Source organism: Streptomyces sp. 2-1, from assembly GCF_048564895.1.
Classification (GTDB): domain Bacteria; phylum Actinomycetota; class Actinomycetes; order Streptomycetales; family Streptomycetaceae; genus Streptomyces; species Streptomyces phaeochromogenes.
On record NZ_CP183383.1, the window covers coordinates 10930945 to 10944021 of the forward strand.

Here is a 13077-nt window from a genome sequence, read left to right on the forward strand (position 1 = left end):
GTTCGGGTGGAGCGAAGCAAGGGGAGCGGGAGAGGGGTCACTCGCGTCCGGGCGGTGGCCCCGAGCTCTCCCGAACGACCAGTTCCGGTACGGAGACGGGGTGCGGGGCGATCGGCGCGGACTCCTCCAGCACGCCGTGCAGCAGGGCGAACGCGGACCGTCCGAGCCCGGTGAAGTCCAGCCGTACGGTCGTCAGCGACGGGGTCAGATAGGCGGAGTGCGGGGCGTCGTCGAACCCGGCCACGCTGACGTCGCCGGGGATCGCCCGGCCCGTCTCGTGAAGGGCGCGGATGATTCCGAGCGCGAGGTCGTCGTTGCCGCACAGAATCGCGGTGACGTCCGGGTTCCCCGCGAGTTTGAGGCCCGCCGCGTGGCCGCCCGCCGGGCCCCAACTCCCTTGCAGCGGGCGGGGTTGCGGCGCTCCGGCCTCTTTGAGTGCCTGCTGCCAGCCGCTGGTACGGGCGCTGGTGCGCCGGGTGCTGGACGGGATGGCGACGTAGTGCACGGTCTTGTGGCCGAGGGAGAGCAGATGGCGGGTCGCCTTGTAGGCGGCCTCGCGGTCGTCTGCCCACACCCAGGGGCGGTCGTCGCGGGGCGGGCTCGCGGGGGTCTCCACCACGCCGACGACCGGCAGATCGGCGGGCACCGCGCCCAGGGCCCGTACACCGGCCGGGTCGTATGCGATCACGATCAGACCGCCGCCGGCGTCCGCCGACCGCTGGACCTGGGCGGCGACGTCCGCCTCGTCGGCGCCGTCGGCCGATTCGAGAACGCCGATGCCCACGGTGTAGGAGGCCGCCCGCGCCGCCTCCTCGATGCCCTGGAGGACCGAGGCATAGCCGTAGTGCGTGGTGTTGGAGGTGAGCACGGTCACGGCGCGGCTGCGTCCGCTGGCGAGGGCGAGCGCGGTGGAGTTGCGCCTGAACCCCAGTTCGTCGATGGCGGCGAGCACCCGCTCCCGGGTGGACGGCTTGACGCTGGGATGGTCGTTGATCACTCGGGAGACGGTCTGGTACGAGACCCCGGCCGCGGTCGCGACATCCCTGATACTCACCGAGCGCCTTGTGTGACCGGTCACATTCATGCCAGGATTGTGACCGGTCACATGAGGCTCGTCAAGAGACCGTAATCATGAATTCACGCGGCAGACTCAGACCGCCGTCAGTGGCGGTCAGCAGGAGGGGAAGACGTTGACCGTTACGTCGGACGCGGCGGGCACGGCCCCCAACGACACTCACCAGAAGGTCACTTGGGGCCACCGGGAGCTGGAGACGGAGTTCGCCACCGGCGCCGACGGGGTCCTGCGGTTGGTCCGGCTGGCACGCCCCGGCGACCCGGTGTCCGAGTGCGGCTCGGACGCCCCCCTCCACCTTGTGGAGCTCACTGCCCTTGGTCACGGAAGCGGTTGGTCGGGCCCGCGCTTCACCGGCACGGCCTTGGGCGCCCGCCTGCGGTACCGAGGCCACACCGCCCAGGAACGGGACGGCTGGACGTACCTGACCGTCGAACTCCACGACGTCCGGGCCGGGTTGACGGCTTTCGTCGAGTTGTCCTCGCCCATCGGACTGCCCGTGCTCCGCTCCCGAGTCCGCGTCCGCAACGACGGAGTGGAACCCCTCGTCGTCCAGTCCGTCAGCAGTCTGCTGCTGGGTGCCCTGCCGTCCCCGGACAGCCTCGACGTCCACCGCGCCCGCAACGACTGGCTGGCGGAGTGCCGTTGGTACGCCGAGCCACTGCGGGACACCGTCGCCGACATCCATGTCGACGTCCACCAGCACGACAGCCGGGCGGCATTGACCCTGGCCGGCCGCGGCAGTTGGCCCACCGACGGCCACCTTCCGATGGGCGCCCTCACCGAACGCGGGGGCGGCCGGGCCTGGTTGTGGCAGATCGAATCCCCGGCGGGCTGGCGCTGGGACCTGGGCGAGCGCGACCACGGTACGTATCTGGCGCTGAACGGACCCATGGACGCGGAGCACCAGTGGCGGGTCCGGCTGGCCCCCGGCTCCGAATTCACCACCGTGCCCGGCGTCCTGGCCCTCGGCGCCGGGCTGGACGACGCCTTCGGCGCCCTGACCTCGTACCGCCGTGCCGTACGCCGCCCGCACCCGGACCACACCACGCTCCCGGTCGTCTTCAACGACTACATGAACACGCTGATGGGCGACCCCACGACGGAGAAGCTGCTGCCGCTGATCGACGCGGCAGCCGAGGTCGGGTCGGAGTACTTCTGCATCGACTCCGGCTGGTACGACGACGGCACGGAGGGCTGGTGGGACAGCGTCGGCGAGTGGCTGCCTTCGCCGCGCCGCTTTCCCGACGCCGGAATCCAGGCGGTCCTCGACCGGATCCGGGAGCGCGGCATGGTGCCCGGGCTGTGGCTGGAGCCGGAGGTCGTGGGCGTGCGCAGTCCCGTCGCGGATTCGCTCCCGCCGGACGCCTTCTTCCAACGCGACGGCTGGCGCATCACCGAACAGGGCCGCCACCAGCTGGATCTGCGACACCCCGCCGCCCGTGCGCACCTGGACAAGACGGTGGACCGGCTCGTCGGCGACTGGGGGGTGGGCTACCTCAAACTGGACTACAACATCGTGGTCGACCCGGGGACCTGTGCCCCCGGCGACACCGCGCCGGGAGCCGGGCTGCTCGGCCACGCAGAGGCGTACCTGGACTGGCTGTCGGAGGTGCTGGACCGGTACCCGGGGCTGGTGATCGAGAACTGCGCCTCGGGCGGGATGCGGATGGACGGGGCGACCCTGGCCGTCACCCAGCTCCAGTCCACCAGCGACCAGCAGGACCCGCTGCGCTTCCCCCCGATCGCCGCCGCCGCGCCGACGGCGGTACCGCCCGAGCAGGGCGCCGTCTGGGCCTACCCGCAGCCCGAGTTCGACGACGACCTGATCACCTTCACCCTCGGCGGGGCGCTGCTCGGGCGGATCCATCTTTCGGGCCACCTGAACCGGATGTCGGAACGCCAACTCGGGCTCGTACGGGAGGCGGTGGCCGTGTACAAGTCGATCCGCGGGGACCTCGCGGAGGCCGTACCGTACTGGCCCCTCGGCCTTCCGGGCTGGACGGACGAATGGCTGGCCCTGGGCATGCGGGTGCCCGGAGACAACACGTCGTACCTCTCGGTCTGGCGCCGCGGCGGGGAGAGTGAACTCCGTTTGCCGGTGGGGCACTTGGCGGGCGGGGACGTTCGTACGGAGATCCTGCACCCGTCAGCTCCGGCAGGCGGCTCGGCGGTCTGGGACGGGGACGGATTGCGGGTTTCGCTGCCGCGCACGCCCGCAGCCCTGTTGATCCGTCTCACGTCGGGCGCATAGAACACGGGCCGCCCAGGCGCCGGCCGGAGTCCGGTCGGCACCTGGGCGTTCCGAGGACGCTCAGGCTGCTACTCCTCCGTCAGCTGGGTGACGGCGACCTGGTCGATCACCGGTGCGTACGGGGATCGCTGGTCGTACTGGTTGTAGGTGTCGCCGTTGAAGTCGGGGAGTTCCTGCGCGGTGAAGGTCAGCCGATTCGTGCCCTTCTTCAACGTGACCGGGACGGTCAGGTCCCGGAAGCTGTTGAAGTGGAAGGTGGTCGGGAACAGCACCCGGTGGGCCGGCCCGCCGTTGACCGAGAGGTCGGCGTGACGGGCGATCGGGTCGGGGTTGTAGTGGGTGGCGGGCGCCTGTTCGGCGTTGGAGTAGCGGATGGTCACCGCGTGCTGTCCGGCGCGCTTGGCGACGACGTCGAGGGTGAGGGCGTTGGCTGTTCCGTTGCCGATGTCCGTGACCGCCTTGCCGCCCGTGGCGAAGGTGTACGCCTCGGTGGCCTTGGCGGTGCCGGTCAGTGTGCCGGTCTCCGCCTGGTAGACCTTCGTCGCCAGGTTGCCGCTGGACGGCGCGACCCGCAGCCGGTCGAGGACCAGTTCGCGTGAGTCGCCGGTGACGGTGATCTTGTTGATGCCTGCGGACAGGAACACCCGCATGACGTCCGTGCCACGCTTGCCCGCCCCCACCTTGGGGATGTCGAGCTTCTCGCCGTTGAGGGACACCTTCGCCCGGCCCCCGCCGAGGTGGTCGAGGGACACGGCCGCCTCGCCGTCGGTGGGGGAGTGGACCCAGAAGGTGGCGGAAGCGCCCTTGGGCAGTGGTACCGCGCCCGGCCCCGAGGCATTGCGGTAGTTGTAGCCGGGCCGGGTTCCGGAGACGGTGGCGTACTCGGCCTCGTAGATCGCCGGCCGGGTCACGTTCTCGTCGCGCAGCGCCAGGTCCAGCTTGTCGATGATCGCGTCGCCCTTGGTGACGCCGAGGTCGGGGTCCTGGGCGGCGAGCGTGATCCTGTGCTTGCCGGCGGTGAGGTTCACCGTCGTGTCGGTGTGGCCCCAGACCACCCACTTGTAGCCGAGCGGCAGCCGCAGTTCCTGTGGGTCCTTGCCGTCGACGCGCAGGAAGACGTTGGTGGGGCCCTGCTCCTTCACCAGGTCGAACAGGTTGTAGGAGTTGGCGAAGACGCTCAGGTCGTACGTCCCGTTCTGCGGGACGTCCACGTCGAAGGAGAGCACCCCGTCGGAACCGGTGCGCAGGCCGCCGACGTTGTAGTTGCCCGACGTCGCGAACTTGCCGACGTCGGAGGGCGTGCCCTCAGGACCGTTCTTCGAGTAGCCCTTGCCGGTGTAGGTGGCGTTCTCCGCCTCGTACGTCTTGCGCCAGCTGACCGACGGCTCGGCAGGCTCCCCGCTGTTCCCGCCGGGGGAGAGGATGACCTGGTACGCCGACATCTCGTTCATGGCGGTCATCGGCAGAGTCACCGTGCCGTCCGTGCCGACGGTGACCTCTTGGTCCGCCAGCCGCAGCGGCTGCGCCGAGTCGCCGACCTGCCCGGTCCACGGGATCTCCTGCACGGTGGCGTGCACCGTCTTCCCGAACAGCCTCGGGTCGATGTTCTGGAAGACGATGTCCGCGTCGCCGCTCTTGCCGCCGAAGATGGCCCGGGACTGCTTCTTCTTCTCGTCGAGGGTGGCCACGCCCTGCAGCGTGTACTGCTGGTTCGGATGCGGCGCGGTCACCTTCACCGTGTGCCCGGACATCTGGCCGTAGGCGTTGAACAGCCACCACTGGCCGTTGCCCTTGTTGGCGTCGACGGCCGAGTCGTTGAGGTTGCCGTCGATGTTCCAGTACGCCAGGTCGGCGTCGATCTTCGACTCCTCGATGGCGGAGACCCACTGGACGACCTGGCCCGGTACGGAGAGGTGGTAGTTGTGCCCGTACTCGTTGACGTTGATGGGCAGCGGGTCGATCCCGACCTCCTTCTCCCACTGCCGGTACTTGGCCACGCTCGTGCGGACCGTGGCGGGGCTGGACAGCTCGTGCCAGGTCATCACGTCCGGGACGACGTCGTTGGCCTTGGCGTACTGCAGGAAGCCCTTGACCTGGTCGAAGAGAAGGGAGGTGTTCGGGCCTGCGATCCGCGCGTCCGGATCCAGGCTCTTGATGAGGTGGTAGGTCTCCTTCCAGGCCGCGAAGAAGTCCTTCGGGTCGTTGAGCCAAGAGGTCTTGTTGTAGCTCCAGTTGCCGGTGCCGAACATGTTCCCTTCGGGCTCGTTGAAGGGGACGTAGACGACGTGGTCCTTGTAGTCGCCCATGGTCAGGACCTGCCGGACCTGCTTCTTGATCTTCTCCTGGAAGTCGGCGAGCTTCGCGGGACCGTCCGCGCCCGGCCACTCGTAGGGAAAGCCCCGGTAGATGTCGGTCATGTAGATGTAGACGTCCTTGCCGCCGGAGTCGACGAACGGCGGCAGGATCTCCAGCGCGTCGGCGCCGGGGTGTTGCGGGCCGTCCTGCGCCTTGGTGGACACCGTGCGCAGGTGCATGCCCTCGATGAGGTTGCGGCTCGGGGCTCCGTCGCCGTAGATCCCGTACAGGGAGCCGCTGGCACCGCCGTGGAAGGCGCCGGTGTCGGTGGCGAGATCGATGACGAGCCGTTCCGGTTCCGCCGCCTGGGCCGTGCCGGCGGACGGTACGGCGAGCATGGTGGTGAGGACCGCCGCCACCGCGGCGGCGCCCATCGTTCTCTTTCCTGGTCGCACTGGGTCTCCGTGGGTTCGGTGGCTTCTCGGACATGGGGGTCCGACGCGTTTCGTACGTGGAGGGGCGGGCCGTGCAGCGGTCCGGCCCCCCGCTCCGTGGGGAGTGCCTTTCAATGGTCGAACCGGTTCGATTTCGCACAGCGAGACAGGAGTCGTTCCGGTTGGGCGGCGCTGAGGTTGCGGGCTTCGGACGCACCCGGCCGGAAGATGCGCAGGGGGCAGGGGCCTGGCGATGCCCCAAGGCATGGGTGACGCCTCGATTGCGGTCGTGGGCCCTCGAACTTCATCGAACCGGTTCGGGGAAGCTAGCACCGAGGAAACCGGCCAGCAATAGCCCCGACATCTATCTCTTTGACTCTCTCAGAGCCGCGCACGGGCGGTCGTCCCGACGGGCCAAGGGTGCCCTGGCCCGTCGGATCCGGCCCCTGGCCTGCTGGTGAGCGGATGTGCAGCTGCTCAGGCCAGGAGTCGGGCCTCCGTCTGTCCAGGCTTCCGGGCCGTTACGAGAAATTCGGTGCGAGGCGTTGACAGTCGTCCGGGTTGCTCCTAGCTTCACTTCACGCGAACCGGTTCGACGGTCGGCGTCAGTCCGATCTCGTTGATCGCAATAATCGAACCGGTTCGCACGACCTCGGCAGGATCTCAGCAAGGGGAGTCCCGTGAACATCGGTGAGATTGCCAAGCGGGCCGGTGTCTCGCGGAGCACCGTGTCCTACGCACTGAGCGGGAAGCGCCCCGTGTCCGAGGACACCCGCCAGAAGATCCAGCGGGTCATCGACGAGCTGGGCTACCAGCCCAACGCCAGTGCGCGTGCCCTGGCAAACGGCCGGACCAACACCATCGGTCTGGTATTCCCGCCGGCCGGGAACCACTACACCGGCATGCAGCTGGACTTCATCGGCAGCGTCACCGAGGCTGCCGCGGCGTACGACTACGACGTGCTGCTCTCTCCGAGCGGTGCGGACAGCGACCGCTCGTTCCAGCGGCTGCTGGGCGAACGCCGGGTCGACGGCGCGATCCTGATGGAGATTCGGCTGGAGGACGACCGGCTGGAGCACCTCGCCGCGGTGGACTTCCCCTCCGTCGCCATCGGACGCACCGCCCGTCCGGAGGGCAGCTGGTGGGTGGGCCTGGACCACACGGCACTCGCGGCGGCCTGCGTGCACCACCTCGCGGACCTCGGCCACCGCAGGATCGCCTTCGTCAACCGGCCCGAGCAACTCCTGCGGGCCGGGTACGAGTCGGCCCACCGAGGTCTCGACGGGTTCACCAAGGCCGCGGCGGAGCGCGGGCTGACAGTGCGGACGTACTGCTGCGGGGACGACGCCGCCTCGGGCCTGGCCTGTCTGGAGCGGATCCTGCACGACGAGCCCGCCACGACGGCCCTGGTCACGCTGAACGAGGCAGCGCTCGGTGGCCTCTACCGAGGGCTGGCCCAGGCCGGCCGCCATGTACCGCGCGACTTCTCCGTCACCGGAGTCGTGGCCAGCAGGTGGGCGGAGACGGTGACCCCGCAGCTCACCGCGGCGGACGTGCCGGCGGAACAGCTGGGCCGCCTGGCCGTCGAACTGCTCGTCGAACGGCTCGACCACCCCGACGCACCGGCCCGGCACCACCTGCTCGCGCCGCCGATCTCGCTGCGGGCGAGCACCGCGCCTGCCGGCACCACGCCCACCGACCCGGCTCCGGACCTCGGCTCCTCCACGAACGGCTGACCGCCGCTCGACCCGGCTCCGGACTTCGGCGCCTCTGCGAACGGCGAACTGCCGCCCCGCTCGTGCCCCTTCCCGTCTCCGATCCCTTCACCGGCGGCTCGTAAAGCTCACCGCTCGATCTCGGCGAGCCCAGCAGCCCTCGACGACCCCTCCTAGGGCACGCACGTGTGCCGATGCCAGGGCACGCCTGTGCCAAAAACCATGAGGAACACGCCATGAACAGATCTGCCGGACGGCGTCTCACCGCCGCAGCCCTGACCGTCGTCGCCGTCACCGCCAGCGCCACCGCGTGCTCCTCGGGCGAAGGCGGTGGCTCCTCGAAGGCCGCGGACAGCGGCACGTACACCATCTGGGACCCGTACCCGCAGTTCGACAAGGGCTCGGCGTGGGTCAAGCTGCTCGACGACTGCGGCACCAAGGCCGGTGTGAAGGTCAAGCGGACTGCCTTCGACACCAGTGACCTGACCAACAAGGCACTGCTGGCGGCACAGCAGGACAATTCCGCGGACGTCCTCATCGTCGACAACCCGGTCGTGTCGACCCTCGCCGAGGCGGGGGTGCTCACGACGACCGAGGACAACAAGCTGGACACCTCGGCCGTGGACCCCAACCTGCTCGCCGCGGGCCAGGCCGGCGGGAAGACGTACGGCACACCGATCGGCGCGAACACCCTGGCCCTCTACTACAACAAGGCCGTGCTGAAGAAGGCCGGAGTGGACATCGCCTCCGTCAAGGACTGGAGGACGCTGACCGCGGCACTGGAGAAGGTCGACAAGGCGGGGAAGAAGGGCATCACCTTCTCCGCGATCGGGACCGAGGAGGGCAGCTTCCAGTTCCTGCCGTGGCTGTGGGGCTCGGGCGCGCAACTGACCGAGCTGGACTCGGCCGAGGCCGTGTCGGCGCTCTCGCTGTGGAACGACTGGCTGAAGAAGGGCTACGCCCCCAACTCGGTCATCAACAACACCCAGACCACCAGCTGGCAGGAGTTCGCGAGCGGCGACTACGCGTTCGCCGAGAACGGCACCTGGCAGCTCGCCAACGCCGAGAAGGCCGGCTTCGACTACGGGGTCATCCCCGTCCCGGGCGCCAAGGGCGGCAACGCCGCGGCCCCGACGGGCGGCGAGTTCGTCACCATCCCGGCGCAGGGCGCGACCGACCGCTACACCACCTCGCAGAAGCTCGTGTCCTGCCTGACCAGCGGCCAGAACCTCCTCGACACCGACACCACGCTGTCCTATGTCGCACCCACCGGCGAGGTCCAGGACAAGCAGGTGGCCGCCGACGCCAAGCTGAAGCCCTGGGTCGACGCGGTCAAGGCGGCCAAGGGACGCACCAGCGACGACCTCGGCACCAAATACCCGAAGATCTCGGAGCAGATGTGGAAGGCCGTCCAGTCGGCACTGAGCGGGTCCAAGTCGCCCAAGGACGCGCTGACGGCCGCTCAGTCCGCCGTCAAGTGACCGGAACACGGGCCCGCCGATGAAGCACACGACACAGCTGCCGGACCGCCGGCCTGTACGCGACCGGACCGGGGCGGCGACCGCCGCCGCCCCGCCCCCGGCACGCACCACTGCCCGACGCCGACCCAGCTCTCAGCAGTGGGCAGCCTGGGGCTTCCTCGCCCCGGTGACCCTCTACCTCGCCCTCTTCTACGCCTATCCGCTCTACCGCAACATCGATCTGAGCTTGCGCAACTACACCGTCCGCTCCTTCGTCCAGGGCGACGCGCCGTTCACCGGCCTGCAGAATTATCTGACCGTCTTCGACGACCCGACCTTCGCCCCCGCACTGCTGCACACCGTGGTGTTCACCGTCGTGTCACTGGTCTTCCAGTACGCCATCGGCCTGGCGCTCGCGGTCTTCTTCACCCAGCACTTCCGGCTGTCCGCGACCCTGCGCGCGCTGTTCCTGGTGCCCTGGCTGCTGCCGCTGATCGTGTCGGCCTCCACCTGGTCGTGGATGCTCAACAGCGACTCCGGCATCGTCAACGCCGCCCTGCACGCCGTCGGCATCGGCCCGGTGAACTGGCTGACCTCACCGGACTGGTCACTGACCTCGGTGATCCTCGCGAACATCTGGATCGGCGTCCCGTTCAACCTCGTGGTCCTCTACAGCGGCCTGCAGTCCATCCCGGCCAGCCTGTACGAGGCGGCGGCCCTGGACGGTGCGAACGCCTGGCAGCGGTTCTGGCGCATCACCTTCCCGTTGCTGCGCCCGGTCTCCGCCATCACATTGCTGCTGGGCCTGGTCTACACACTGAAGGTCTTCGACATCATCTGGATCATGACCAAGGGCGGCCCGGCGGACTCGTCCACCACCTTCGCCACCTGGTCCTACCAACTCGGCTTCGGCAACCTGCTTCCCGCCTTCGGCCCAGGTGCCGCCGTCGGAAACCTGCTCGTCGTCGCCGCTCTGGTGTTCGGCCTGGTCTACATGCGCGTCCAGCGAAAGCAGGGACTGTCATGACAGGGGTTGTCGTGACCCGACGCAATCGACACAGCCGTACGTGGTGGAAGACAGCCATCGGCCTCCTACTGACCGCGATCATGCTCTTCCCGGTCTACTGGATGCTGAACGTGTCCTTCACCCGCGACCAGGACATGCGCAAGAGCCCGCCCGGCCTCTTCCCGACCGACGCCACCCTGGAGGGCTACCGGGCAGTCGTCGACCAGCAGTTGCCCTACCTCGGCACCAGCCTCGTCATCGGTCTGGGCACCGTCGTGCTGACCGTGGCACTGGCAGCCCCCGCCGGGTACGCGCTGGCCAAACTGCGCCCGCGTGGCGGCGGCCTGCTCAGCTTCGTCCTCCTGGCCGCCCAGATGATCCCCGGAATCATCATGGCGATGGGCTTCTACGCCATCTACCTCAGCCTCGGCCTCCTCCAGTCCGTCCCCGGCCTCATCGTCGCCGACTCCACGCTGGCCGTCCCCTTCGCCGTACTCATCTTCACCGCGTTCATGTCCGGCATTCCAAGTGAACTGCTCCAGGCCGCGAAGACGGACGGAGCCGGAGCCGTGCGGACCTTCTGGTCCATCGTCATGCCGATGAGCCGCAACGCCGTCGTCACGGTGTCACTGTTCGCGTTCCTCTGGTCCTGGTCCGATTTCATCTTCGCCAGCACCCTCGCGAGCGGCGGCGCGCACCAGCCGATCACCCTCGGCATCTACCAGTACATCGGCAACAACAACCAGGAGTGGAACGCCATCATGGCCACCGCCGTCGTGGCCTCGCTGCCGGCCGCGGTCATCCTCGTCCTCGCCCAGCGCTATGTCGCCGCCGGCGTGACCGCCGGAGCAGTCAAGGACTGACACCGGGTGACCGTTCCACCCGCCACACCGCCCCGGACCGGTGCGCGACCGCCGTCACCCCGCCCCGGCAGCCGCTGTCCACCTCTGCTCGAGAAACGAGTACCGCTCTCATGACCGCCGTCCCATCCGGCCCGGCCTTCTCCGTCCACGACATACCGTTCAGCGCGCACGGATCCTGGTTCGGCATCTCTCCCGTGCTCGCGGAGAAGGTACGCGCCGAGGACCTCCACCTCGTCTCGCACCAGAACGGCATGCACGCCGTCCTGTGTTTCGTCCCCCTGGAGATGGTGACGGGTGAGCGGGCGGAGACCGCCGTCGACGCGACGCCGAGCCGGCTCAGCTGGACGGGCTCGGACGGGCGCATCGATCTCGCCTACGAGACGCCGGACACCGTCCGCCTGCGCGGCGAAGGACTGGGCCTGCGCGTCACCGCGGCGGCGAAGATCCTGACCCCCTTCAGTGGGACCTACTTCTACCGCGACCCGGTGGACGGCACGCATGTGTTCACCTCGTACGAGACCGGGCGCCGCTACCGGATCACCGTGCTGTCCGGCACGGTCGCCGATGTGTCCGGCGCTCAGGCCCTGGGCACCGGTGACCGCGGTCTCACGGTCACCGCCGACGCCGACGGACCGTGGGAGATCGCGGTCGAGGAACTCGACAGCGCGCGACGGCCCTACAAGTCGTCGTCGACGTTCGGCGAGGTCACGGAGACCGCGCAGCGCTCGTTCGCCGAGTTCGCCGACACGGTCGCCCCGTGGCGCTCGTTGGGCACCCCGGCAGCCGAACTCGCCGCCTACGTGGTGTGGTCCGCGACCGTACAGCCGGCCGGCCTGGTCACCCGGCCCGCCGTGCTGATGTCCAAGCACTGGATGGACAAGGTCTGGAGCTGGGACCACTGCTTCAACGCCCTTGCCCTGGCCCCCGGTTCGCCCGGTCTCGCCTGGGACCAGTTCTCGCTGCCCTTCGACCACCAGGACGACAGCGGCGCACTGCCCGACTCCGTCACTCACTCCGAGGTCCTCTACAACTTCGTCAAACCTCCCATCCACGGCTGGACCCTGGGCCATCTGCGCCGACGGCTTCCCGAACCTCTCGGCCGGACCGAACTGGCCCACGCGTACGACGGACTGGCGCGCTGGACGGACTTCTGGCTCACCGCACGGCGTGCACCCGGTGCCGCCCTGCCCCACTACCAGCACGGCAACGACAGCGGCTGGGACAACGCCACCACCTTCGACCCCGAACGCCTGATCGTCACCGCCGATCTGGCCGCCTTCCTCATCCTCCAACTGCGCGAACTGGCGGACCTGGCAGCCGAACTGGACCGACCGCACGAGGCCCGCCGCTGGACGCGTACGGCTGACACCACCCAGGCCGCGCTGCTCGACCGGCTCTGGACCGGCGAGCGGTTCGTCGCTCGCGGCGTCGACAGCGACGACACGTGGACCAGTTCCAGCCTGCTCGACCTGATGCCCATCGTGCTGGGGGAGCACCTGCCCGAAAGCGTCAGCAGTGTGCTGGCCACCCATATCGAGGCCCACCTGACTCCGTACGGTCTGGCCACCGAACTGCCGGTCTCGCCGCACTACCGTTCCGACGGTTACTGGCGCGGCCCGATCTGGGCTCCCGCGACGGTTCTCATCGAGGACGGCCTGCGCCGTGCCGGACATCAGGGCCTGGCGGACGAGATCAGCGCCCGATTCCGCGCCCTGTGCGAGACCTACGGCTTCGCGGAGAACTTCGACGCCCTGACCGGCACGGGTCTGCGCGACCGCGCCTACACCTGGACCGCCAGCAGCTACCTCCTCCTCGCCGAGGCCCACGAACTCCGCCGCGCCGAGACCGCCAGGGCAGTCGGCGGCTGAGCTCCGTGGGCGATGGCTCTCGTTCGGTAGCCGGTGTCGGGCCGGAGCGCCCCATCGCATCGCGTCGCCGGAATCATGAAGAGGGACGGCAGGGATCGAACGGAACACAC

The 13077-nt window shown here is 69.1% G+C and carries 8 protein-coding genes; 6 read left to right on the top strand and 2 right to left on the bottom strand.

Features of this window, described 5'->3' with window-relative positions; translation table 11 throughout:
• Positions 1-37: 37 nt before the first annotated feature.
• A complete protein-coding gene (locus ACN20J_RS47770) occupies positions 38-1105 on the bottom strand; it encodes a LacI family DNA-binding transcriptional regulator (RefSeq protein WP_419668564.1) in 1068 nt (355 codons plus the stop codon).
• Positions 1106-1190: 85 nt separating this feature from the next.
• Here ACN20J_RS47770 and ACN20J_RS47775 point away from each other — a divergent pair, with 85 nt between their 5' ends.
• A complete protein-coding gene (locus ACN20J_RS47775; protein ID WP_419668565.1) occupies positions 1191-3326 on the top strand; it encodes a glycoside hydrolase family 36 protein in 2136 nt (711 codons plus the stop codon).
• Positions 3327-3394: 68 nt separating this feature from the next.
• Here ACN20J_RS47775 and ACN20J_RS47780 read toward each other — a convergent pair whose 3' ends face one another.
• Positions 3395-6055: a cellulosome protein gene (locus tag ACN20J_RS47780; protein ID WP_419668566.1), complete on the bottom strand. Its 2661-nt coding sequence runs from the start codon at positions 6053-6055 to the stop codon at positions 3395-3397.
• A gap of 680 nt (positions 6056-6735) precedes the next feature.
• Between ACN20J_RS47780 and ACN20J_RS47785 the strand changes: the two genes are divergently transcribed.
• The 5 genes from ACN20J_RS47785 (at position 6736) to ACN20J_RS47805 (ending at position 12967) form a co-directional block, all read left to right on the top strand.
• Complete coding sequence (locus tag ACN20J_RS47785; protein WP_419668567.1) at positions 6736-7791, top strand: LacI family DNA-binding transcriptional regulator; 1056 nt, start codon at positions 6736-6738, stop codon at positions 7789-7791.
• 215 nt (positions 7792-8006) lie between these two features.
• Positions 8007-9251 (top strand): sugar ABC transporter substrate-binding protein, encoded by a 1245-nt coding sequence (locus tag ACN20J_RS47790; protein ID WP_419668568.1) that lies wholly within the window; start codon positions 8007-8009, stop codon positions 9249-9251.
• 19 nt (positions 9252-9270) lie between these two features.
• A complete protein-coding gene (locus tag ACN20J_RS47795) occupies positions 9271-10257 on the top strand; it encodes a carbohydrate ABC transporter permease (protein WP_419668569.1) in 987 nt (328 codons plus the stop codon).
• Between the two features lie 80 nt (positions 10258-10337).
• Positions 10338-11099, top strand: coding sequence for a carbohydrate ABC transporter permease (locus ACN20J_RS47800; RefSeq protein WP_419669085.1), 762 nt, complete (start codon positions 10338-10340; stop codon positions 11097-11099).
• A gap of 110 nt (positions 11100-11209) precedes the next feature.
• The gene (locus ACN20J_RS47805) at positions 11210-12967 is read left to right on the top strand and encodes an amylo-alpha-1,6-glucosidase (RefSeq protein ID WP_419668570.1); all 1758 of its coding nucleotides are present in this window, start codon (positions 11210-11212) and stop codon (positions 12965-12967) included.
• Positions 12968-13077 lie beyond the last annotated feature (110 nt).